Here is a 22,392-nt window from a genome sequence, read left to right on the forward strand (position 1 = left end):
AGCCCGAACCTCCGGACGGACCGCGAACACCCCAGCCGACGACGAGTAGATGTACCCGCCCTGGAACGCCTGATAACAGCCGCCACCAGCCAACCCACAGACACGATCGGTCGTGGGATAGCCGAGCACGCCATACTCAGCGTTGACGGCAGAATACGCCGCCGCAAAGTCGGTAGTCAGAGCGTGTGCTCCGGAACGCGGTGCGCTAAAGATGAGCCCGCCCTCAAACGCCTGGTAGCAGCCGCCATCGGTCAAGCCACATTCCCGCACACCGACGGGGTACCCGAGCGCTCCCCATTCGAAGTCGGGGGCCCACGCTCCACGGATGTCCGAAAGGACCGCGAACGCGTAGCCCGCGGGGTTCCGGAATATCTGTCCACCCTCGAACGCCTGATAACACCCGCCCCGGGAAAGCCCACACTGGATGGCTGCAACCGGGTACCCAAGGCTTCCCCATTCGGCTTCTGCGGCCGAGTATGCCCTTTGCATTAGAGACTCCACGGCGTACGAGCCCATCGCTGAGCTATAGATCACTGCATTCTCAAAGACTTGGTAGCACCCACCCTTCGTTAGCCCGCAGGTCGTGTTACCCGTGGGGTAACCGTGCGGACCCCACTCGAAGGATGGCCCCCACCCGGCGCGAATCGCCTGAGAGACGTCGAAGACCCCGCCCGCAGGGGAGATGAAGATGTATCCCCCGGCGAATGGTTGGTAGCACCCGCCACGAGCGAGACCGCATTCTTCATTGGCGGTGGGCAGACCAAGGTAGCTCAACCTTCCACCTATCGCGTCATAGCGGGCCTTGATAGCTCCCGCGACGACCGGCTGCTCGGCGAACCCGAACCAGTCCGCGAAGTACTGGTAGAAGTTGCGGTTGCCGTAGCTCGAACAGCTGTCGCCGATTCCGTAGCCGGCGCGCAGCGCGGCGGCGTTGGGCTGATAGGGCGTGTAGGAGTAGAGCGCCGCCGTCGCGTAGTTCTGGATGTTGAGGTACGTGCCTCCGCAGGACTCGCTGGGGTTGTATCCGATGTAGTTGACGCCGGGCTGCTTGGCGAACCTGGCCGCCTTGTAGGTCTTCAGCTGCTGTGTGCCCTTGAGGATCTGCGGGCCGACCCCGGCGAACGCCGGGTCGCACGGGGCGGTGTCGGGGCACGATGCCCCCATCGCCGCCTTCAGGTTCCAGTCCGACGGCTCCTTGCTCGTCGTGAGACCCTGTTCCTTCTGCAGCGTCACGAGAATCACCTTCGCCGAGATTCCGCACGCCACCTGAACCCGATAGATCAACTCGGATACCTTCATCGAGCCGCCCTCGATCGCTGAGCAGATGAGGTTTCCGGTGGTCTGCGAGTACACGGCAGCGCGCGAGGAAATGCCCGTGGTGAGCACGTTCAGGCATTTGCCGTTGCGACAGGCGCCGATCTTCGCATCGAGGAAGGTCTGGATCTCCCCCGCGGTCATCGCAGCCCCGTCGTAGAACAGCGCGTCGGAGATGATGTTCTCGGCGTTGAACCCGACCACCGCCGCCGTCTTGACAACGGCGGTGTCCGCGAGGGAGGCCTCAGCCGTCGTCGATGTCATTTCCTGCAACGTAGCGACCGCCACGGCCGGCGTCGCAACGATCAGTGACCCCACCAGCGCGCCCGCCGCCGCGATTGCCGCGATTCCCTTTCGAAAGGGGAACCAATACGCGCGTCGGGAGCCGTGGTTTCGGGGGACCATGTGACCATTGTGACGGAAGTCACCTGCTGTTACCACCAGGCGGCGATCCGATACACCAAAGACACGCTGTTTCCAGCCGCTCTACAGGTCGGCGTGCAGCTGCCAGACCCGCTCTGCGGCCCCGTCCCACGAGAACGCGCGGCCCCGGTCCCCCGCCAGCACGGCGAAGCGTTCGACGGCGGCCGTCGACCCCAGCACCTGGGCGAGGGCGTCGGCCAGCGCCTCACCGGCGGCCGATTCTGCGGGGGACTCCACGCCCGGAGCACTGCCGCCGGACCCGGCATCCGCGAACAGTCCCCCGTCGAGGATCACCTCGCGGTGCGTCGGCGTATCGGACGCCACGACCGGTACACCGACAGCGAGCGCTTCCACCACCCGCCAGCAGAACGCCGACAGTGTCGCCGGGGCCAGCAGCAGGACAGCCCCGCCGAGCACGGCACCGCGGTCGGCATCCTCGAGCGCGCCGCGCACGTGCACGCGTCCCTCCGCGAGCCCTGCGGCGGCGGCGAGATCGACGACGGCCGGTTCATCGCCGTCGGGCGCGTCGATGACGACCACGGGGAGGTCCGATCCGGCGCGGGCGATGGCCGCGAACGCCGCCGGCAGTCGGGCGGACGGCGCCGACGAGCCCGCCACGAGGAGGAACCCCTCCGGCAGTCCGAGCTCGCGACGGCGTCCGATCTCATCGACGGGCACCGCGAAACGCGCCGGCGCGGCACCGGCGATCACCCGGATCCGGTCCCCGAAGCCGCCCAGCTCCGCGACGCGAGACGCCATCGCGTGGGTCGGCACGACGACCGCATCGGCGTGCTTCGCGGCCCGCTTGAGCATCGCCTTGTGCCAGGTCACCGCGCCCCGTGCGAGCTCCGCGGGGCGCTCCCACGCGTCGAGATCCCACAGGGTCACGACGGTCTGATCGTGATCGTGCACCCGATCGTGCTTGACGAGCGGCGCCAGCAGCGTCGGAGAGTGGATCATGCCACCCCCGACCCCCGGCGCGACGCCCAACTGCCACGATGCCGCCAGCTCCCGCCGCGCGAGCGGCATCCGCGCCAGCGACGCCAGCCCCGGCACCGCGCCCTCCACCGTCCCGGCGACATCCGCGCCCGACGGCACGATCGCCGCGACCTCGCATCCGCTCGGCGTCGACGCCACGAGCGCCCGCGCGAGCTCCCGTGACGCCATCGCCAGGTCGGCATCCGTCGGGGACACCACCTGATCCAGCACGACCCGCAACACCGCCGACACGGCTCAGCCCTCCGGCGTGGGCGTCGGCGACGGCGGATACAGCGCCTGCTGGATGAGCTCCCGCACGTGCGCATACGCCTCCGGCGTCGGCTTGTCGGTGTCGATCCCCGCGCCGTCGAGCGTCAGCTCCAGCGTCTGCACGGGCTGGTCCTTCGCCTTCACGGCCAGGTTCACGAAGAAGCCCAGCAGCGACGACGGAATGTCCGTCTGCACGAGGTCCTCCCCCGCCGCCGCGACCTCCTGGAAGCGCGTCAACACGTTCGCCGGGTTCGCCTGCGCGAGGATCGCCTGCTGAAGTTCGCGCTGCCGCCGCATCCGGTCGGCGTCGCTCGTCGTGTACCGCGACCGTGCGTACCACTGCGCCGTGTCGCCGTCCATGTGCTGCGGCCCGGCCTCGATCCAGCCGATCGCCCAGTCCTCGGCGCTCTGCCCGTCGTACGCCGGTCCCCCACCCTTCGGCAGCCGCTCCTGCACCGTGATGTCCACCCCGCCGAGCGCGTCGACGATGTCCGCGAACCCCTTCATGTCGACGAAGGCATAGTACGGAATCTCGATCCCGAGGATTCCTTCCGCGGCATCCTTCGTCGCCTCGATCGCCGGCGTGGAACTGTTCGCCGCGGCATCCGGATACAGACCCGCGCCACGATCCTCGCGACAGACCTCCACCGCGTTCATCAGCTGATTGATCCCGGGACCCCAGCCACACGTCTGCGAGATGTGCCCCTCGAGCCCGTCGGGATACAGATCCTGCATCGGCCCCGCCGAGAACGGCACGTGCGCGAGGTCGCGGGGGATGCCGGTGATGTGCACCGCCCCCGTCTCGGCATTCACCGACACCACCGAGATGCTGTCGAACCGCATCGAGTCGCGCCCGAGCCCGCTGTCGGCTCCCAGCAGCAGGATGTTGTAGTACCCGTTGGACGGCGGCACCGGCGGCGCGTTGTTCGTGAAGATGGATGCCAGGGCCTCCCGCGCGGGAGCGAGAAGCTGCTGCGCGGCGTAGACGGCGCCACCGGACCCGAGAACGAGCCCGAGGATCGCCGTCACCGCGACGAGCGGGCGTGCCCCCGGCCGCGTCTTCACCAGCCGCACGAGCCGCAGCGTGTCCACGGTCAGCACGACCCACAACACGGCGTACGCCAGCAGCACGAACTGCACCACGAGGAGGACGAACCCGTTGACGCCCAGGTCGACGATCAGCGTCGGCCACACCAGCGCCGCGACGAGCGTCAGCACGACCAGCACCCACATCACGAGGGTCGAGGCGAGCCCGACCCGGCCGAGCCGCCGGTTGCCGGCCAGCACCTGTGCGGAACCGGGCACGAGGAAGTTCATCGCCACGAGCCACCACGCGCGCCGCGTCATCACCTTCGGCGAGCGCGTATCGGGGCGCCGGATCGGCTGCTCGCCGAGGATCACCCCGGCCGAGGTGCCCCGCGGCGATGCCGGCGGACGAGGCGGAGCCGACACGCTCACAGCGAGTCCTTCAGCCGGCGGTTCTTCTCCTCGACCTGCTCCTCGAGCGCGCGGGCATACTGCTCGACACGGTCGGCGAGGCGGTCGTCGGCGGCGCCGAGAATACGCGCCGCCAGCAGCCCCGCGTTCTTCGCGCCGTTGATCGAGACGGTCGCCACCGGGATGCCGGCGGGCATCTGGACGATGCTCAGCAGCGAATCGAGCCCGTCGAGCGTCGCGAGCTGCACCGGAACGCCGATCACTGGCAAGGCCGTCACCGACGCCAGCATGCCCGGCAGATGCGCGGCGCCGCCGGCTCCGGCGATGATCACCTTCAGGCCGCGCTCGCGCGCCTCACGCCCGTAGCGCAGCAGCTTGTCGGGGGTGCGGTGCGCCGAGACGACCTCGACCTCGTGCGCGATCGTGAACTCGCTGAGCACCTGCGACGCGTCACTCATGACGCGCCAGTCGGAATCCGATCCCATGACGACGCCGACGAGGGGGGATGCCGAGGAATGCAGGGGCCGTGTCACCCGACAAGGTTAGGGCGGCAGGCTGGAAGATCGCCGGAGCGGCGCGCGGCGCGGGGCGGGTCACCCCGTTTCGTCTCGGTCGCTGGCGCTCCCTCGCTCAACGACCAGCGGGGCGGGCGCGGGAAACACCGATCGTTGAGCGAGCGAGGAACGAGCGAGACGAAACGCCTCACCCCGTCCCGGAAGGGTTGCGACGTTTCGTCTCGGTCGCTGGCGCTCCCTCGCTCAACGGCCGGGAAGGGGTCAGTCGGCGAAGAAGGCGGCGGCGGCGCGGGCTTCGTAGACGACGGCGTCCAGGTCGTCGCCGACGGCGTTGACGTGGCCGACCTTGCGGCCCGGGCGCGGCGCCTTGCCATACGTGTGCACCTTCACCGCCGGATGAGCCTCGAGAACGGCAGGGAACCGGCTCTCGAGCGTGCCGTCCGCAGGACCGCCCAGGATGTTCACCATCACCGACCACGGCTGCCGTGGCGCAGGATCGCCGAGCGGCAGGTCGAGCACGGCGCGCACATGCTGCTCGAACTGTCCCGTCACGGCCCCGTCCTGCCCCCAGTGCCCGCTGTTGTGCGGACGCATCGCCAGCTCGTTCACCAGCAGCCGGTCATCGGTGGTCTGGAACAGCTCCACCGCCAGCATCCCGGTCACGCCCAGTCCTTCCGCGATGGCGGAGCCGATGGATGCCGCCACCTCCGTCAGCCGCGTCGACCCGTGCGGTGCGGGCGCGATGACCTCGGCGCACACCCCATCGCGCTGCACCGTCTCGACGACCGGATAGGCGACGAGCTGACCCGACGGCCGCCGCGCCACCTGCTGCGCGAGCTCGCGCGTGAAGTCCACCAGCTCCTCGGCGAGCAGTTCGCCGCCGTCGAACCAGTCGGCGACCTCCTCGGGGTCTGCGACGACGCGCACGCCCTTGCCGTCGTACCCCCCGCGCGGCGTCTTCACGACAGCCCGCCCGCCGTGCTCGTCCAGGAAGGACTGCAGGCCCGCGGCATCCGTCACCCTCGCCCACTCCGGCTGCGGCATGCCGAGCTCGGCCAGCCGCGCCCGCATGAGCAGCTTGTCCTGCGCGAACTGCAGCGCATCCGGGCCGGGATGGACCCGGACCCCGTCCGCGACGAGGGCGCGCAGCACCTCCTGCGGCACGTGCTCGTGGTCGAAAGTCAGCACGTCGACGCCCCGCGCGAACGCGCGCACCGTCTCGAGGTCGCGGTAATCGCCGGTCGCGGTCGCCGCCAGCGCCGCGGCCATGCCGGGCTCCTCGGCGAGCACGCGCACGTCGACGCCGAGCTCCACCGCCGGAGCGATCATCATTCGGGCCAGCTGCCCGCCCCCGACGATCCCGAGTGTCAGCGCCATCGTGCTCCCTTTCGTCACCCCCATCCTCCCAGGTCGACAGGGGGGATACCGCGCCATCCCCCGCGAGAGAACAACTGCGCGCCGAGAGCACGGGCAACACCCGTTCCCTCGGCGGGCAGTTGTTCTTTCGGCGCCTGAGCGTGTTCTTTCGGCGCCTGAGCGTGTTCTTTCGTCGCCTGAGCGTCGCAACCGGCCGTCGCCGAGCCGAGCGAGGCGGATGCCGGTGCCCGCGGCGCGGATCAGGGAAGCGGCGGCGGATCGCCGATGACCGGGATGCTGTGCGAATCGCGGTGGGCGAGGATCTGGCTCACCTCGACCTGGTCGCTGAGCACTTCGTGCACGAGCCGCACGGCCGGGATGTTCGCCATCCGCAGCGGCTCGTCCACGCCGTTGGACAGGGTGAGCGTGCCCGCTCCCCACATCCGCTGCAGCGGCCCGCGACGCTCGGAGATCGTGTACCCGCGGGCGTGCAGCAGCTCGCGCCGGTTCCGGCCGAACAGGCCCGCCTGCGCGATCACCCGTCGCGTCGTGACGGTGTAGGTGTGACCGAGCCACCGCAGGTACGGCAGCACCACCAGCAGCAGCACGGCGGCACCGGCCACAGCCCACAGCATCCAGTCCTCGAAAGGCTCGGGCAGGTTGTCGGTGAAGTACCCGACCGCCGCGGCGGCGGCCACGAGGACGAGAGCCGACCAGAACAGTCGGCGTGCGTGCGGCCGCACGCGCGCGATGCGCAACTCGGGCGTCGCGGCGCCCGGAGCAGGGGCCGCGGGGCGGCCCGGGTACGCCATCGGCTGGGTCACCCCACCATTGTGGCGGCAGATGGGTCACGACCGCCGGATCCCGCCGGGCGCGGCGTGCCCGCGTCGGCAACGCGCCCGCAGGTCAGCGCACGTGCACCACGTCACCGGCGGACACGACGGCTTCGACCCCGTCGGCCGAGACGACGAGCCGCCCGTCGGCGTCGAGGCGCACCGCCGTGCCGTGCAACGTCGTGCCGTCCGGCAGCGACACCGTGACCTTCGCGCCGAGCGTCGCGCAGTGCGCGGCCACGTCGTCGGCGACCGCCGCCGAGCCGTCGACGGCCAGACGCGCGATGCCGTCGCGCAGACCGGTGAGGAAATCGGCGAGCAGCCGGTCTTCGTCCGCGGTCGCCCCGAGCGCGGCGAATGACGTCGCGGTCGGCACCGGGAGATCCACCTTCGCCATGGTCGTATTGACGCCCGCGCCCAGCACGACCGTGTGCGGGTCGGTCGGCAGCACCTCGGCGAGGATGCCGCTGATCTTCAGGCCCTGTACGAGCACATCGTTCGGCCACTTGAGCTGCACATCGCGACCCGCCCGCATCGACGGGAGCTGTGCGGCGACGGCATCCGCCATCGCCACTCCCGCGAGGAGCGGGATCCACCCGCGGTCGCTCGTGGCGACGGCGCCCACCCGCAGCAGCACCGAGACGGCGAGCGCCGACCCGGGCGGGGTCGTCCAGGCGCGATCGAGCCGCCCCCGGCCGGCGCGCTGGTCGCGCGTGACCACCACGGACAGGTGCGGGTGCCCGTCGGGGTCGTCCGCGGCATCCCGGAGCAGTTTCGCGTTCGTCGAGTCCACCGTCTCGATCACGTGGACGCGGGGCGAGACGGCGGCGGACAGCGGGAATCCCTCAGACGGAATCGGCATGCCGCCACCCTACGCCGGGGGTGCAGACCGCGCGATCGAGTGGCATACCCCACAGCGGATCGCCGTTCCCGTTGTCGCAGGTCCCCAACCGCGCGCACGGCCCGCTCGCTAGGGTGGAATGCGTGCCACAGCAGCCCGACCAGCCCGCGCCGTCCGCCTCGTCCGACCAGCCGGACCTGTCCACGACCGCCGGCAAGATCGCCGACCTCCGCGCGCGCTACCAGGAGGCCGTCGTCGACGCCGAGGTCGTCGCCCGCGAGAAGCAGCACGCCAAGGGCAAGATGACCGCCCGCGAGCGGATCGAACTGCTCGTGGATCCGGGCTCGTTCGTCGAGCTCGACGAGTACGTGCGCCACCGCACGAGCGCCTTCGGGATGGACCGCTCCCGCCCGTACGGCGACTCGGTCGTCACCGGCGTCGGCACGATCCACGGCCGCACCGTCGCCGTCTACGCGCAGGACTTCACGACCTTCGGCGGATCGCTCGGCGAGGTCGCCGGCGACAAGATCATCAAAGTCATGGAGTTCGCCCTGCGCGGCGGCATGCCGATCATCGGCATCCTCGACTCGGGCGGCGCCCGCATTCAGGAGGGCGTCGTGGCCCTCGGCAAGTACGGCGAGATCTTCCGCCTGAACACCGCGGCATCCGGCGTCATCCCCCAGATCTCGATCATCATGGGTCCGGCTGCCGGCGGTGCGGTGTACTCCCCCGCCCTCACCGACTTCGTCGTCATGGTGGACAAGACGAGCCAGATGTTCGTCACCGGCCCCGACGTCATCAAGACCGTCACCGGTGAGGACGTCGGCATGGAGGAGCTCGGCGGCGCCTACACGCACAACACCCGCTCCGGCGTCGCGCACTACCTCGCCGAGGACGAGGACGATGCGATCGATTACGTCCGCTCGATGGTGGGCTACCTGCCCGACAACAACATGGCGGAGATCCCGGTGTACGAGAACGGCTTCGAGTGGGAGACCACCGACGCCGATCGCACCCTCAACACGGTCGTGCCCGACTCCCCCAACCAGCCGTACGACATCCACCAGGTGATCTCGCACATCGTCGACGGCGGCGACTTCCTCGAGGTGCAGCCGCTGTTCGCCCCGAACATCGTCATCGGCCTCGGCCGCGTCGAGGGCCGCACGGTCGGCATCATCGCGAACCAGCCGTCGCAGATGGCGGGCACCCTCAACATCGAGGCCGGCGAGAAGGCCAGCCGCTTCGTGCGCTTCTGCGACGCGTTCTCGATCCCGATCCTCACCCTCGTCGACGTGCCCGGCTACCTCCCCGGCACCGACCAGGAGTGGACGGGCGTCATCCGCCGCGGCGCGAAGCTGCTGTACGCGTACGCCGAGGCGACCGTGCCGCTGGTCACCGTGATCCTGCGCAAGGCCTACGGCGGCGCGTACATCGTGATGGGTTCCAAGCAGCTGGGCGCGGACGTGAACCTCGCGTGGCCGACCGCCGAGATCGCCGTCATGGGCGGGCAGGGCGCCGTCAACATCCTCTACCGCGGCGAGATCCGCAAGGCCGAGGAGGCGGGCGAAGACGTCGCCGCCGTGCGGCAGCGCCTCGCGAACGAGTACACGTACAACGTCGCCTCGCCGTTCCTCGCCGCCGAACGCGGCGAGCTGGACGGCATCATCGAGCCGGCCCAGACGCGCGTCGCGGTCGCGAAGGCGCTCCGCTCCCTGCGCGGGAAGCGGGCCAGCCTGCCCGCGAAGAAGCACGGTAACATCCCACTATGAGCATGCCCGCGATGCCCGCGCCGGAGGCGGATCCGCCCGGCGCGGATGCCGTGCACATCGACATCCGTCGCGGAAACCCCACCGCGGAGGAGCTCGCCGCCGTCATCGCCGTCGTCACGGAGGCCTACGAGCGCGAGGCCGCGGATGCGGTCGTCGAAGACGCACCGCTGCGGTCGGCCTGGGAGGTCTCGGCGCGCGGCCTCCGGGCACCCCTGCGTCGCGACGTCGCCTGGGGACGATTCGCGGGCTGAGCCACGGTCGGTCGCTTGTCCCCCAAAATACCTACAGACACAGCTTCTTCCACCGGGAAGAATCGATATCGCTGGAACGCTTCTGCGTTCGGCCGATCTGCTTCATGAGTGGGTCGGCCCTTCGCGAGTCGGTTTTCGGGTAACCACTCGCATGGCGAGGGGCGGGCGGCTTCGCCGCCCCTCGCCTCCTCTTCTTCCAACGGTCTCGTCCCACGGCCGTGGCGGATCTTCCGCCCGCGCGCATTCATGGCCGTCGCGGAATCTCGCTCCACAGATCGACCTCGTCCTCGCCGTCATCGTCGGCCGCCGAGCGACCGACGACGGTGACGGCGACGTCGTCGTGGGTGGCGGCTCGCACGTAGACGCGGTCCGAGTCAGCCTCGGTCAGGACAGCCGCCAGCCGCGATCGAACCGCCGCCCGCTCCGCCGGCGAGAGGCCGTCGAGGCCCCCTTCGTCGAGCACGGACACCGTCGTCCCGCGTTCCCGCGCCGCCGCGAGCGCCGCACGCACATCCGCGTCGAGCAGAGCCGAGCCGCGCAGTTCGTCGCGCAGCGCTTCCTCGGCGATGCGCGCCGCGTGACGCTCGCCCTCGCTCAGCCTCCCCGACGCCTCGATCGTGCGGGTGAGCACCGGCCCGGCCAGGGCGAGGGCACGCTGCACCTGCGTGCGACGTTCGCGCCGGATACCCTCTTGGCTTGCGAGCCACTCCGACGCGGCTCGCTGGAGCGCGGCGAGCTCCGCGGTGTCGCGCGCGGCCCGATCGACGAGCCACGTCAGCAGCTGCGCAACCCCCACCCACAGCACCGCGCCGACCACGCCGAGCGCCAGGGCTGCGGCCGGACCGATCCAGAAGGCCGCTTCAGCGGCGAGGATGACGACCCCGCTCCACGCGATCCACGGGCGGCGGCGCACCATCACGATCGTCAGGAGCGCACCGACCGCACCCAAGCTCCAGGTCCCGACATCCGCGCCACGCGCGTCGGGCTGGACGGCGAGCCACGTCGCGTTGGGCACCAGCACCGCGGCGGCGAGCGCGAGCACCGCAGCCCAGGCGGGCAGGACCGAGCTGCGCCCGAGGTCGCCGGTGATGGGATCGCGTCGCGTGGGCAGAGCACCCGAATTCCAGAACACGCAGATCCACGTCGTCGCCAGATACAGCGCCACCGCGCACACCAGAACGAGCGGCATCTGCGGCGCGGCCGTCCAGACGAGACCGCCGATCGCGAGATAGGTCGTGAAGGCGATCGCCAACGCCGACAGGGTGGCGCGCACACGGAAGTTCATCGCGAGAACTCCCAGTCCAGGACGACGTGCGTCCCGTCCGCCGCCGTGCGCACGCGCGCGCGGCCGCCGACGGCCGCCATGCGCGCCACGATGGAACCACGAATTCCCAGGCGATCATCGGGGATGCTCGCCGGATCGAAGCCGGGACCGCGATCGGTCACCTGCACGCGCAGGCGCTGCCCGTCGGCTCGCAGAGCCACGCGCAGGCCTTCTCCGTGCGCATGGACGATGGCGTTGGAGACGGCCTGCGTGGCGGCCAGCACGACGGCGCGCGCGACGCGCCCCGGAACGAGCGGAGCAGCCGCGGCGATGTCGGCGGCGACGGGGACGTCCGCATCGAGATCGGCCACCACCCGGCGAAGGGCGGCCGCAATCGCCGCCACGGCGACCGGCTCGTCGGGCCCCTCGCCCGCGTCCTGGTCGGTGTTGGCCAACCGCGTCAAGGCCTCTCTCGCCATCGCGGCCGCCAGCGCCTCCTCCCGCGGGGTGTGCGCCCGCTCGGCCGCGATCAGCGCCGCCAGCACGCTGTCGTGCATGAGCGCGGCGACGGCGACCCGCTCGGTCTCGGCGGCATTGTGGGCGGCGGCGACGGCGTAGGAGGCGACGGCCTCGCTGCGCGCCTGATCGATGCCGACCGCCACACCCCGCAGCAGACGCCCGAGGGTGATCACCACCGCCGCGAGGATCGCGGCGAACACCGCATCGCGCACGACATCGACGACGTCCGCGGGGGCGCCACCGAGTTGGGTCAGCCGGGCGATCGCGTACAGGATCGGGATGACCGCCGCCCACGCGATCTGCAGCGTCAGACCGAAGGCCAGCACGGCCGCCGTGGTGCCCACGTTGAGCAGATACCAGATCCAGGGCGCACCGTCCGCGGCATCCGCACGAGCGTAGGTGACGAGGGGCCAGCAGAGCAGGACGATCGGGAAGACGACCGCGAAGATGCCGGCGACCGTGCGCACCCCCACGCCGGCGACGGATGCCGCGACCATCATGGCGAGCGGGATGAAGACGACAAGCAGAAGCGGCAGGTGCGCGGGCGGTGCCTCCTGCCGCGAGCCCAGCGCATTGAGAAAGGCCTGCGTGCCCAGCACCGCGCAGCCCAGGGCGACGACGATGCGGATGATCCGCTCCACCCTCGCTTGCGTAAACCGCTCCGCGCCCGCGGCGATGTCGCCGAGGGGACGGCGAACCGCCGGGTCGACGGCGATCGGCAGGGGCTCAGTCGTCACCGCGGGTCGCTCCGGCGTGGCCGGGCATGAGACCGTCCTCCATCGCCCGGCGGAGCAGATCGACTTTCGTGGGGGCGGGGCGGCCGACCTCGACGTACTTCGTGCGCACGCGCGCGATGTTCTCCTTCGCCGTGGAGTAGGCGATGCCGAGCCGGTCAGCGACCGCTTTCAACGGCAGGCCCGCGGCATACAGTCGGAGGACATCGCGTTCACGGTTGGACAGCTGCGCGTCGGCAAAGGCACGGTCACCGTCGACGGCACTGGCCCACTCGACATTGTCCAGGGCGTCTCCACGGGCTACGGTGCGGATGGCGGCGAGGACGTCATCGATGCGAGACGCCTTGCTGATGACACCGGCGGCTCCGGCCGCCAGCGCCTCCCGCACCGCGCCGGGGCGATCGGCGACGCTGTGGATGAGCACCGGCGACCCGTCGGCGATGATACTGGTGACATTCTCGGTGACCGTCGTGCCGTCGCCGAGCGTGAGGTCGAGCACGACGATGTCGACCGGCGCCGCTCCCGATCGCTGACGCCACTCGAGATAGGCCCTCACGCTGCTGCCGGAGAAGACGACCTCTTTGGTCATGGCACGCGCGCACGCCGCCTCGAGCCCGAGGCGCACGGACTCGTGGTCATCGATGAGGGCGACGCGGGTCATGTCTTCAGCCTAACGAGGCCACTCGAAGGCCCACATCCGACGAAGGAGTGAGGTTCGGGCGGCCCCCGGCGTCACGGTTCGCGCTGCAGGAGCGCCACGGCTTCCACGTGGTGCGAGTGCGGAAATAGGTCGAAAGCCTCGATGCGGCGGACGCCATACCCGCGCTCCCGGAACGCTCCGACATCCCGTGCCAGCGCCACCGGATCGCACGCCACATAGACGACGGATGCCGGTGCGAGCGCCGCGACCGCGTCGACGACCTCCCGCCCCGCGCCGGCGCGCGGTGGGTCGAGCAGCGTGACGCCGCGACCGAGGCGCCCGCGCTCCGCCGCGCTCGCCTGGGCGTGCAACCGCGCGAGGAACCGGTCGGCGCGGGCGGTCTCGGCGCGCACTCCCACCCAGTCAGCGAGGTTCTCCCCCGCATGCTCGGTCGCCCGCGGGTCGGATTCGACCGTCGTGATGCGGGTGGCGGGGCCCCCGAGGGTGCCGAGGGTCGCGGCGAACAGGCCGACGCCGCCGTACAGGTCGAGGTGATGCGCCTCGGGATCGACGCCGTCGGCGTCGGCGAGCAGATCGGCCACGGTGCGGGTCAGGGTGTGCGCGGCGAGGCGGTGCACCTGCCAGAACCCACCCGCGTCGAGCCGGAACGAACGCCCGTCCACGTCCTCGGTGATGATCTCGTGCGCCGCGGCATCCCCTCCCGCACGTTGCGGCGTGCCGCGCCGCGGACCGCCGCCACGACGGCCCGATCCGGCCCGCACGGCGGTCGAGGCCTCGGGGCGGGGCACGATGCGCACACGGCCGTCGGCGGGCTGGACGAGATCGACCCGGCCTGAGGGAGCCGACAGCGCACGCGCCGCGCGCTGGATCTCGGCCGTAGCGAGAGGCAGCTCCTCCACCTCGATCACGCGGTGGCTGCGGGCCGCGTACGGGCCGACCCGACCGTCGCCGTCGACGTGGAGGCTCACGCGTGTTCGCCAGCCGGTCGCGTCGGCGGGCTCCTCGGCGACGACCTCTCCCTGCTCCGAGAGGAGAGGACGCGCACCGCGAATGGCCACCGACGGGAGCTCGAGACCGCCGAAGCGCTCGAGGGCGTCACGCAGCACCTGGAGCTTCAGCTCGCGCTGGTACGCCAGCGCGATATGGCCGAAGTCCGCCCCGCCGGGGCGCCGATCGGGGTCGATCTCGACATCGGCGGCCGCCCAGACGTGCGAACGCCGATGCGGCGAGGCATCGAGCACCTCGACGACGGCGCCGCGCCAGAACGACGACTTCGCGGTCTCGGTCAGCCGCACCCGGACGCGTTCCCCGGGAACCGCATCGGAGACGAACACGACCCGCCCCTCATGACGTGCGATGAACACGCCACCATGGGCCACATCGGTGATGTCGAGGTCGAGGAGGTCTCCGGGGTTCATCCTTCGATGCTGTCACGGATCGCCGACCCCGCACGCGACGGACCGTACGCTGGACGGCATGCGCGTGTGCCTCGCCTCCACTTCGCCCGCCCGCCTCATGCTCATGCGCCAGGCGGGCATCGAGCCGCTGCTGCGTGCGCCTGACGTCGACGAGGAGGCCGTCATCGACGAGGTGCAGGAGCGGGAGGCGCGCATCCTGCCTCCTGACGAGCACGTTCTGCTGCTCGCGCGACGCAAAGCCGCCGACGTCGCGGTCTCCCTCGTGCGGGATCTGCCCGACTTCGACGGAGTCGTCGTCGGCGGCGACTCCATGTTCGAGATCGACGGTCAGGTGCTCGGCAAGCCGCTGCGACCCGAGGTTGCCGTGGCGCGGTGGGAGCAGATGCGAGGCAAGACGGGCGTGCTGCACTCCGGCCACAGCGTCATCCGGGTCCGCCCCGGACAGCCGGCGCGCGAAGAGCACGCCGTGGCCGCCGCCGCGGTCACGTTCGTCTCGGACATCTCGGATGCCGAGATCGCCGCGTATGTCGCGACCGGCGAGCCGTTGCAGGTGGCCGGAGCGTTCACGGTGGACAGCCTGGGCGGGCCCTTCATCGAGCGCGTCGACGGCGATCCGTCCACGGTGGTGGGCATGTCGCTGTCGACGGTGCGCCGCCTGTGCAACGCGCTCGGCATCGCCTGGACCGATCTGTGGAGGTCGGCCCCCTCCCGATCGGGCAGCGCGCCGGACGACGGCGCGTCTTCGTAGGCTCTCACACACGAATCGCCGACGATCTTGTGCGGTTGATCCAAAGGAGCATGCTCTCCCGTGGGTAGGCTGGCATCCATGCCACGCTCACTGGACCTGACGTCCCCGCGCCCGCAGATCACGAAAGTGCTCGTCGCGAACCGCGGAGAGATCGCGGTCCGAGTGATCCGCGCCGCCCGCGACTCGGGGAAGGCATCGGTGGCGGTCTACGCCGACCAGGACCGCGACGCCATGCACGCCAAGCTCGCCGACGAGGCGTACGCGCTCGAGGGCGCCACGAGCGCCGACACCTACCTGTCGATCGAGAAGATCCTCTCGGTCGCCCGCCGCTCCGGCGCCGACGCGGTGCACCCCGGTTACGGCTTTCTCGCGGAGAATGCGGAGTTCGCTCGCGCCGTCACCGCCGCCGGCATGATCTGGATCGGCCCGTCACCCGAGGCGATCGAGGCTCTGGGCGACAAGGTCACGGCCCGCCACGTCGCCGAGAAGGTGGGCGCTCCCCTGGCCCCGGGCACCCCGGGGCCAGTCGCCGGGGCCGATGAGGTCGTCGCCTTCGCCGAGCAGGTGGGCCTTCCCATCGCGATCAAGGCCGCCTACGGCGGCGGCGGACGCGGTCTCAAGGTCGCCCGCGAGCTCGACGAGGTCGCCGAGCTGTTCGAGTCGGCCACCCGCGAGGCGGTCGCGGCCTTCGGTCGCGGCGAGTGCTTCGTGGAGAAGTACCTCGACAAGCCGCGCCACGTCGAGACGCAGTGCCTCGCGGATGCCGAGGGCAACGTCGTCGTCGTGTCGACGCGCGACTGCTCGCTGCAGCGACGCCATCAGAAGCTCGTCGAGGAGGCGCCCGCGCCGTTTTTGACCGCCGCGCAGAAGGAGACGCTCTACGCATCGTCGAAGGCGATCCTCCGCGAGGTCGGGTACGTCGGGGCGGGCACGTGCGAGTTCCTCATCGGCGCCGACGGCACGATCTCGTTCCTCGAAGTGAACACCCGCCTGCAGGTCGAGCACCCCGTCTCCGAGGAGGTCACCGGCATCGACCTGGTGCGCGAGCAGTTCCGTCTCGCCGAGGGCGGCAGCCTCGACTACGACGACCCCGAGCCGCTCGGCCACTCGATCGAGTTCCGCATCAACGGCGAAGACCCGGGCCGCGGGTTCCTTCCCCAACCCGGACGCATCCACCAGTTCAAGACGTTCGGCGGCCCCGGCATCCGCCTGGACTCCGGTGTCACCGCGGGCGACAGCGTCTCCGGCGCGTTCGACTCGCTGCTGGGCAAGCTCATCGTCACCGGCCGCGATCGCGCCGAGGCGCTGGAGCGCTCGCGTCGCGCCCTCGACGAGTTCGAGGTCGCGGGCATGCCCACCGTGCTGCCCTTCCACCGCAAGGTCGTCCGCGACCCCGCGTTCACCGCGGAAGACGGTCACTTCGGCGTGTTCACGCGCTGGATCGAGACCGAGTTCGTCAACGACATCGCGCCGTGGGACGGCGAAGCCGAAGCCCCGGCCGGCGCCGAGCCGCGCCACACCGTTGTCGTCGAGGTGTCGGGCAAGCGCCTCGAGGTGAGCCTGCCGGACCGCATCGCGGCGGCCCCGGCCAAGATCGGTCGCCCCGTGGCGGCGCCGCCCTCGCGCCGCTCGCACGCGCCCTCGGCGGTCGCCGGTGCGTCCGGCGACGCGGTCAAGTCGCCGATGCAGGCCACCGTGGTCAAGGTCGCCGTCGAAGAAGGCCAGTCGGTGGTCAAGGGCGACCTGGTCGTCGTCCTGGAGGCCATGAAGATGGAGCAGCCCATCCCCGCCCACAAGGACGGTGTCGTGGGCGCCATCAACGCCGACCCGGGCACGACCGTCTCTGCCGGCCACCAGCTGCTCACGATCTCCTGATCATGCGTCCGGCCCGCTCACGTCCGATCCTGGCGACGGGCGCGGCCTGCCTCCTGGCTCTCACCCTGGCCGGATGCAGCACCGGCCCGTCGGATGCCGACCGCGCGGCGTGGACCGCATGGTCGACCGCGATCGTGGGCACGACCCCGAACACGGCCGCGAGCGCCCCGATCACAGCCTCCGCCGCGCGCGGCATCACTCTCGAGTTCTCCCCCGCGACGGCGTTTCGCGCCGTGGAGCTGCGCTGCATCGGCGCCGCGCGCGCCGAGTTCGCGCTCACCTACGTCGCGGGAAGCTCGACCGTGGGGACACAGCAGGACATCGTCTGTCAGAACGGCGCCCTGCGCACCCCCATCGCCATTCCCACCGCGATGCAGAACCTCACCTCGTTCACCGTCTCGGCAACCTCGTCGGACGGCGAAGGTGTCTGGACCGCGCAGCTGCAGCGGTAAGAGGCGCGCGCACGCGCGAGCCGGCGGCGAGAGCGCTCAGCCGAAGAAGTCGTCGTCGCGGTTGACGAGGTGCATCGCGCGGGTCGCGTCCGTGATCGACGCGCTGAGCGAGGGGAAGACGGCGAACACGCGCGAGACCTGATCCACGGTCAGCCGACGCTCGACGGCGATCGCGATCGGGTAGATGAGCTCGGAGGCACGCGGGGCGACGATCACGCCACCGATGACGGTGCCGCTGCCCTCGCGCGCGATGATCTTGACGAAGCCGTCGGTGATGCCCATCATCTTCGCGCGGGCGTTCGCCGCGAGGGGCAGCTTGTAGACATAGCCGTTGATGGCGCCCGTCTCGAGGTCCTTCTCCTGACGGCCGACGGTGGCGATCTCGGGCGCCGTGAAGATGTTCGCGGTGATGCGGCGACGCTCCAGCGGGATGACGGTGTCGCCGAGCGCGTGGAAGATCGCGGTGCGCCCCTGCATGGAGGCCACCGAGGCCAGCGGAACGAAGGTCGTGCAGTCGCCGGCGGCGTAGATGTTCGGCACCGAGGTGCGGGCGACGCGATTGACGCGGATGTGACCCGACGCGGTCAGCCGCACGCCGGCATCCTCGAGTCCGATACCCGAGGTGTTCGGGATCGAGCCGACGGCGAGCAGGCAGTGGCTGCCCTCGACCGTACGGCCGTCCGAGAGCGAGACGACGACACCGTCGGCGGTGCGCTCGACCCCCTCGGCGCGCGACTTCGACATCACCGTCATGCCGCCCCGGGTGAAGACCTTCTCCAGGACCGCGGCGGCGTCGGCGTCCTCGCCCGGGAGCACCTGATCGCGGCTGGAGATGAGCGTCACCTTGGCGCCCAGGTTCATGTAAGCGGAGGCGAACTCGGCACCGGTGACGCCGGAGCCGACGACGATGAGGTGCTCGGGAAGCGCCTTCATGTCGTAGAGCTGCGTCCACGTGAGGATCCGCTCGCCGTCGGGGCGGGCGGTGGGCAGCTCGCGGGGCGAGGCGCCGACGGCGACGACCAGGGTGTCGGCTTCGACACGATCGAAATCGGTGCCGCCGGGGCCGGTGGCCACGACGATCGCGTGATGGCCGTCCAGACGCCCGTGCCCCGAGATGATGCGCACCCCGGCGTCGACCAGCTGCGCGCGCATGTCATCGGACTGCTGGCGAGCGAGCGAGAGCAGGCGCTTGTTGACCGCGGCGAGGTTGATCGCGACCTCGGGCTTGAGCGCGACACCGCTCTCCCCCTTCGCGAAGAACTGCACGCCGAGGTCGGAGGCCTCCGAGATGGCGACCGCGGCATCCGCCGTCGCAATGAGGCTCTTGGAGGGGACGACGTCGGTGATGACGGCCGCGCCGCCCACGCCCGCACGCTCCACGAGGGTGACGTCCGCGCCGAGCTGTGCCGCTGCGAGCGCCGCTTCATACCCACCGGGACCACCCCCGAGGACGGCGACCGACTGGGTGTTCACGAAGCTCGAGGACATTGCTCCATTGTCTCAGGCCCCCGGCGTCGTCCCGTGCCGCTGCGATGACGGCGATCGGCGCACGAGGCGAGTGGCCCGCCGGGGCCGCGGTTCCTAGAGTGGGAGCATGTCCGACATGAACACCAACCCGCTCGACGACCCTTCTGCCGACCCGTTCGAGGTGGCCACGCGCGCCGCCGGCGACATCGCACGCCTGACCGGCGTCGAACGGCACGACATCGCGCTCACGCTCGGCAGCGGCTGGGGCAAGGCGGCCGACCTCGTCGGCGAGACGACCGCGACGATTCCCGCGACCGAGGTCACCGGCTTCAGCGCGCCCGCGCTGGCCGGCCATGTCGGATCGATCCGCAGCATCGTCACCCCCGAGGGAAAGCGCGTGCTCGTGATCGGCGCCCGCACGCACTACTACGAGGGACACGGCGTCCGCCGGGTCGTCCACAGCGTCCGCACGGCCGCCGCGACCGGAGCGACGACGATGGTGCTCACCAACGGAGCCGGCGGCATCAAGGAGACGTGGACGCCCGGGACGCCCGTGCTCATCAGCGACCACATCAACCTGACGGCCGACTCGCCGCTGGAGGGGGCGACGTTCATCGACCTCACCGATCTGTATTCGTCGCGCCTGCGAGAGCTCGCCCGCACGGTCGATCCGACCCTCGACGAAGGCGTGTACTGCCAGTTCCGCGGCCCGCACTACGAGACCCCCGCGGAGGTGCAGATGGCCAAGACGATCGGCGGCCACATCGTCGGCATGTCGACGGCGCTCGAGGCGATCGCCGCGCGTCAGGCCGGGATGGAGGTGTTGGGCTTCTCCCTCATCACCAACCTCGCCGCCGGCATCCAGAAGAGCCCGCTCAGTCACGCCGAGGTCATCGAGGCCGGCCAGGCCGCCGAGCCCGTGATCTCCGCGCTGCTGGCTCGCGTGATCGGGCAGCTGTGAGCGGCGCGGATGCCGCGGGGACGACCGTGCTCGACGCGGCGCGCGCCTGGCTCGCGCAGGATCCCGACGAAGTCACCCGCGCGGAGCTGAGTGCCATCGTGGATGCCGCAGCGGCCGGCGACGAGACGGCATCCGCCGACCTCGCCGATCGTTTCGGTTCCCGCCTGCAGTTCGGCACGGCGGGACTGCGAGGACGGCTGGGAGCGGGCAGCAACCGCATGAACCGGGTGCTCGTGTCTCAGGCCGCCGCGGGATTCGCCGCCTACCTGCGTGGGAAGGCGGCGCCGGGAACGACACCACTCGTGGTCATCGGCTACGACGGCCGCCGCAACTCGGACGTGTTCGCCCGCGACTCGGCGGAGCTGTTCGCCGGCGCGGGCCTGCGCGCGGTGCTGCTTCCGCGGATGCTCCCCACTCCGGTGCTGGCCTTCGCGGTGCGCCACCTCGGCGCCGCCGCGGGCGTCATGGTGACGGCGTCGCACAACCCGCCGGACGACAACGGCTACAAGGTGTACCTCGGCGGCGCCGACCACGGCTCACAGATCGTCTCCCCCGCCGACGCCGAGATCGCGGCGCACATCGATCGCATCGCGGCGACCTCGCTCGTTCCGGATCTCGCTCGCGCCGCGTACGAGGTCGCGGACGAGTCCGTCATCACCGCCTACGTCGCCGCCACCGCGGCCGTCGCCCCCGCCACCGCGGGCGCCGCCGGCATGAACTGGGTGTACACGGCCATGCACGGCGTGGGCTCAGAGACCCTGCACGCGATCCTCGACGTCGCCGGCTATCCCCGACCCCGTGTCGTGGAGGCGCAGATCGCGCCCGACGGGCGCTTCCCGACCGTGGCCTTCCCCAATCCGGAGGAGCCGGGGGCGATGGATCTCGCGTTCGAGACGGCGCGCGCCGTCGGTGCCGACTTCGTGATCGCCAACGACCCGGACGCCGATCGACTGGCCGTCGCCCTCCCCGATGAGAAAGCCCCCGGCGGCTGGCGGCGCCTGACCGGCAACGAGATCGGGCTGCTGCTGGGCTGGCGCGCCGCGGCCCGCGCCGGCGAACGCGGTGAGACGGGGTCGCTGGCCTGCTCGTTGGTGTCCTCTCCGGGCCTGCAGACCGTCGCCGAGCACTACGGTCTCGACTTCCACGCGACGCTGACGGGCTTCAAGTGGATCTCGCGCGCACCCGGCATCCTGTACGGCTTCGAGGAGGCGCTCGGGTACCTGGTCAACCCGGAGACGGTGCGCGACAAGGACGGCATCTCCGCCGCCGTGGCGATTCTCGGCATGATCGCCGAGGCACGTGAGCGCGGTGAGAGCCTCACCGATCTGCTGCGAGAGTTCCAGGAGACGTTCGGCTTCTTCGCGTCGGGCCAGGTCTCGCTGCGCGTCGAGGACCTGTCGGTGATCGGGCGCATCATGTCGGCGCTCCGCCAGGCTCCGCCCGCTCGGGTGGGCGCGGTCGCGGTGACCGGCATCGACGACCTTCTCACGGGCGCCGGCGGCGTGCCGGCCAGCGACGTGCTGCGGCTGTGGCTGGAGGACGGGTCGCGCCTGATCGTGCGCCCGAGCGGCACCGAGCCCAAGCTCAAGGCGTACCTGGACGTGCGCGGCACCTCGGCGGACGACGCACAGGAGCGGCTCGCCGCTCTGGATGCCGGCACGCGTGCGCTGATCGCCGCGGCGCAGGGGTGAGTGCGGCGGTGGGTCGACCCGGGGAGGTTCAGCGCGTGCTGCTGACCGAGCCTGTCGTCCTCGAGAACGAGCGTGTCCGACTCGAACCGCTGCGGGCCGATCACGCGGCCGAGCTCCAGCGTGCCCGCGAGGGGCTGGAATACGCCTGGTACACCTCCGTCCCCTCGGACGCGAGCGCGGACGTCACCCACCGGCTCGCCGAACGCGACGCCGGGCGCATGAACCCGTTCGCCGTCGTGGTCGGCGGCGTGGCCGTGGGGATGACGACGTTCTGCACCATCGACCTGGACAGTCCGCGGGTGGAGATCGGCTACACGTGGTTGTCGCCGACGGTGCAGCGCACCGGTGTGAACACGGCCGCCAAGCTCCTGCTGCTGGAGCACGCGTTCGAGCAGTGCCACGTGATCGCCGTGCAGTTCTGCACGCACTGGCACAACCGTCAGTCGCGGGCAGCGATCGAGCGCCTCGGCGCAAAGCAGGACGGCGTGCTCCGCAACCATCGGGTCGGCCCCGACGGCACGCTGCGCGACACCGTCGTGTACTCGATCCTCCCGCACGAGTGGCCGACGGTGAAGCAGGGCCTGCGGGCCCGGCTGCGCTGAGCGGATACCGTGT

General features: G+C 70.9%; 19 protein-coding genes and 1 pseudogene. 8 read left to right on the forward strand and 12 right to left on the reverse strand.

Annotated elements, in window-relative coordinates; genetic code table 11:
• From ABS64_RS10890 to ABS64_RS10920, 7 genes and pseudogenes are all read right to left on the reverse strand, one after another.
• Window positions 1–1,719 (reverse strand): annotated as a pseudogene (locus tag ABS64_RS10890) (hypothetical protein); the annotation flags it as partial.
• Between the two features lie 81 nt (window positions 1,720–1,800).
• Complete coding sequence (locus ABS64_RS10895) at window positions 1,801–2,967, reverse strand: glycosyltransferase (RefSeq protein ID WP_292683537.1); 1,167 nt, start codon at window positions 2,965–2,967, stop codon at window positions 1,801–1,803.
• Between the two features lie 3 nt (window positions 2,968–2,970).
• The gene (locus ABS64_RS10900; RefSeq protein WP_292683539.1) at window positions 2,971–4,443 is read right to left on the reverse strand and encodes an LCP family protein; all 1,473 of its coding nucleotides are present in this window, start codon (window positions 4,441–4,443) and stop codon (window positions 2,971–2,973) included.
• Window positions 4,440–4,907, reverse strand: a complete 468-nt coding sequence (gene purE, locus ABS64_RS10905) for a 5-(carboxyamino)imidazole ribonucleotide mutase (protein ID WP_076691432.1) — start codon at window positions 4,905–4,907, stop codon at window positions 4,440–4,442. The genes ABS64_RS10900 and purE overlap by 4 nt, the downstream gene beginning before the upstream one ends.
• A 291-nt stretch (window positions 4,908–5,198) precedes the next feature.
• A complete protein-coding gene (locus ABS64_RS10910; protein ID WP_292683541.1) occupies window positions 5,199–6,314 on the reverse strand; it encodes a 5-(carboxyamino)imidazole ribonucleotide synthase in 1,116 nt (371 codons plus the stop codon).
• 239 nt (window positions 6,315–6,553) lie between these two features.
• The gene (locus ABS64_RS10915; protein ID WP_292683542.1) at window positions 6,554–7,117 is read right to left on the reverse strand and encodes a PH domain-containing protein; all 564 of its coding nucleotides are present in this window, start codon (window positions 7,115–7,117) and stop codon (window positions 6,554–6,556) included.
• An 82-nt stretch (window positions 7,118–7,199) separates the two neighbouring features.
• Window positions 7,200–7,988 (reverse strand): biotin--[acetyl-CoA-carboxylase] ligase, encoded by a 789-nt coding sequence (locus tag ABS64_RS10920; RefSeq protein ID WP_292683543.1) that lies wholly within the window; start codon window positions 7,986–7,988, stop codon window positions 7,200–7,202.
• 122 nt (window positions 7,989–8,110) lie between these two features.
• Here ABS64_RS10920 and ABS64_RS10925 point away from each other — a divergent pair, with 122 nt between their 5' ends.
• Both ABS64_RS10925 and ABS64_RS10930 read left to right on the forward strand, forming a co-directional pair.
• Entirely contained in the window at window positions 8,111–9,736 is a 1,626-nt protein-coding gene (locus tag ABS64_RS10925; protein ID WP_292683544.1) for an acyl-CoA carboxylase subunit beta, read from the forward strand.
• Between the two features lie 11 nt (window positions 9,737–9,747).
• Complete coding sequence (locus tag ABS64_RS10930) at window positions 9,748–9,987, forward strand: acyl-CoA carboxylase subunit epsilon (RefSeq protein ID WP_016463398.1); 240 nt, start codon at window positions 9,748–9,750, stop codon at window positions 9,985–9,987.
• 244 nt (window positions 9,988–10,231) lie between these two features.
• Here the strand turns inward: ABS64_RS10930 and ABS64_RS10935 are convergent, their stop codons facing one another.
• The 4 genes from ABS64_RS10935 to ABS64_RS10950 form a co-directional block, all read right to left on the reverse strand.
• On the reverse strand, window positions 10,232–11,272 hold the full coding sequence (locus ABS64_RS10935) for a hypothetical protein (RefSeq protein ID WP_292683545.1): 1,041 nt from the start codon (window positions 11,270–11,272) through the stop codon (window positions 10,232–10,234).
• Window positions 11,269–12,507, reverse strand: a complete 1,239-nt coding sequence (locus ABS64_RS10940; RefSeq protein WP_292683546.1) for an ATP-binding protein — start codon at window positions 12,505–12,507, stop codon at window positions 11,269–11,271. Before ABS64_RS10940 ends, ABS64_RS10935 begins: the two co-directional genes overlap by 4 nt.
• On the reverse strand, window positions 12,497–13,165 hold the full coding sequence (locus ABS64_RS10945; protein ID WP_005048183.1) for a response regulator transcription factor: 669 nt from the start codon (window positions 13,163–13,165) through the stop codon (window positions 12,497–12,499). Before ABS64_RS10945 ends, ABS64_RS10940 begins: the two co-directional genes overlap by 11 nt.
• Before the next feature lie 71 nt (window positions 13,166–13,236).
• Complete coding sequence (locus ABS64_RS10950) at window positions 13,237–14,583, reverse strand: TRAM domain-containing protein (protein WP_292683548.1); 1,347 nt, start codon at window positions 14,581–14,583, stop codon at window positions 13,237–13,239.
• A gap of 58 nt (window positions 14,584–14,641) precedes the next feature.
• Between ABS64_RS10950 and ABS64_RS10955 the strand changes: the two genes are divergently transcribed.
• The 3 genes from ABS64_RS10955 (at window position 14,642) to ABS64_RS10965 (ending at window position 17,658) form a co-directional block, all read left to right on the forward strand.
• Window positions 14,642–15,331, forward strand: coding sequence for a Maf family protein (locus ABS64_RS10955; RefSeq protein ID WP_292683550.1), 690 nt, complete (start codon window positions 14,642–14,644; stop codon window positions 15,329–15,331).
• Window positions 15,332–15,409: 78 nt separating this feature from the next.
• On the forward strand, window positions 15,410–17,206 hold the full coding sequence (locus ABS64_RS10960; protein WP_292683551.1) for a biotin carboxylase N-terminal domain-containing protein: 1,797 nt from the start codon (window positions 15,410–15,412) through the stop codon (window positions 17,204–17,206).
• Between the two features lie 2 nt (window positions 17,207–17,208).
• Window positions 17,209–17,658 (forward strand): hypothetical protein, encoded by a 450-nt coding sequence (locus tag ABS64_RS10965; protein ID WP_036284456.1) that lies wholly within the window; start codon window positions 17,209–17,211, stop codon window positions 17,656–17,658.
• A gap of 36 nt (window positions 17,659–17,694) precedes the next feature.
• On the opposite strand, the gene ABS64_RS10970 is transcribed toward ABS64_RS10965, so the two are convergent.
• Entirely contained in the window at window positions 17,695–19,146 is a 1,452-nt protein-coding gene (locus ABS64_RS10970; protein WP_292683554.1) for an NAD(P)H-quinone dehydrogenase, read from the reverse strand.
• Window positions 19,147–19,252: 106 nt separating this feature from the next.
• Here ABS64_RS10970 and ABS64_RS10975 point away from each other — a divergent pair, with 106 nt between their 5' ends.
• From ABS64_RS10975 to ABS64_RS10985, 3 genes are read left to right on the forward strand one after another with little or no spacing between them, the layout of a single operon-like run.
• On the forward strand, window positions 19,253–20,086 hold the full coding sequence (locus tag ABS64_RS10975; RefSeq protein WP_292683556.1) for a purine-nucleoside phosphorylase: 834 nt from the start codon (window positions 19,253–19,255) through the stop codon (window positions 20,084–20,086).
• Entirely contained in the window at window positions 20,083–21,777 is a 1,695-nt protein-coding gene (locus ABS64_RS10980) for a phospho-sugar mutase (protein WP_292683558.1), read from the forward strand. Before ABS64_RS10975 ends, ABS64_RS10980 begins: the two co-directional genes overlap by 4 nt.
• A 35-nt stretch (window positions 21,778–21,812) precedes the next feature.
• Entirely contained in the window at window positions 21,813–22,379 is a 567-nt protein-coding gene (locus ABS64_RS10985; protein ID WP_292683560.1) for a GNAT family protein, read from the forward strand.
• Window positions 22,380–22,392 lie beyond the last annotated feature (13 nt).

This window comes from Microbacterium sp. SCN 69-37, assembly GCF_001724435.1.
In the GTDB taxonomy this organism is placed as follows: Bacteria; Actinomycetota; Actinomycetes; order Actinomycetales; family Microbacteriaceae; genus Microbacterium; species Microbacterium laevaniformans.

Excerpts from the sequence above, each read along its gene's own strand:
- purE (WP_076691432.1), bottom strand. The coding sequence starts at position 4,907 with ATGGGATCGGATTCCGACTGGCGCGTCATGAGTGACGCGTCGCAGGTG.
- ABS64_RS10910 (WP_292683541.1), bottom strand. The coding sequence starts at position 6,314 with ATGGCGCTGACACTCGGGATCGTCGGGGGCGGGCAGCTGGCCCGAATG.
- ABS64_RS10920 (WP_292683543.1), bottom strand. The coding sequence starts at position 7,988 with ATGCCGATTCCGTCTGAGGGATTCCCGCTGTCCGCCGCCGTCTCGCCC.
- ABS64_RS10930 (WP_016463398.1), top strand. The coding sequence starts at position 9,748 with ATGCCCGCGCCGGAGGCGGATCCGCCCGGCGCGGATGCCGTGCACATC.
- ABS64_RS10935 (WP_292683545.1), bottom strand. The coding sequence starts at position 11,272 with ATGAACTTCCGTGTGCGCGCCACCCTGTCGGCGTTGGCGATCGCCTTC.
- ABS64_RS10945 (WP_005048183.1), bottom strand. The coding sequence starts at position 13,165 with ATGACCCGCGTCGCCCTCATCGATGACCACGAGTCCGTGCGCCTCGGG.
- ABS64_RS10950 (WP_292683548.1), bottom strand. The coding sequence starts at position 14,583 with ATGAACCCCGGAGACCTCCTCGACCTCGACATCACCGATGTGGCCCAT.
- ABS64_RS10955 (WP_292683550.1), top strand. The coding sequence starts at position 14,642 with ATGCGCGTGTGCCTCGCCTCCACTTCGCCCGCCCGCCTCATGCTCATG.
- ABS64_RS10960 (WP_292683551.1), top strand. The coding sequence starts at position 15,410 with ATGCCACGCTCACTGGACCTGACGTCCCCGCGCCCGCAGATCACGAAA.
- ABS64_RS10965 (WP_036284456.1), top strand. The coding sequence starts at position 17,209 with ATGCGTCCGGCCCGCTCACGTCCGATCCTGGCGACGGGCGCGGCCTGC.
- ABS64_RS10970 (WP_292683554.1), bottom strand. The coding sequence starts at position 19,146 with ATGTCCTCGAGCTTCGTGAACACCCAGTCGGTCGCCGTCCTCGGGGGT.
- ABS64_RS10975 (WP_292683556.1), top strand. The coding sequence starts at position 19,253 with ATGTCCGACATGAACACCAACCCGCTCGACGACCCTTCTGCCGACCCG.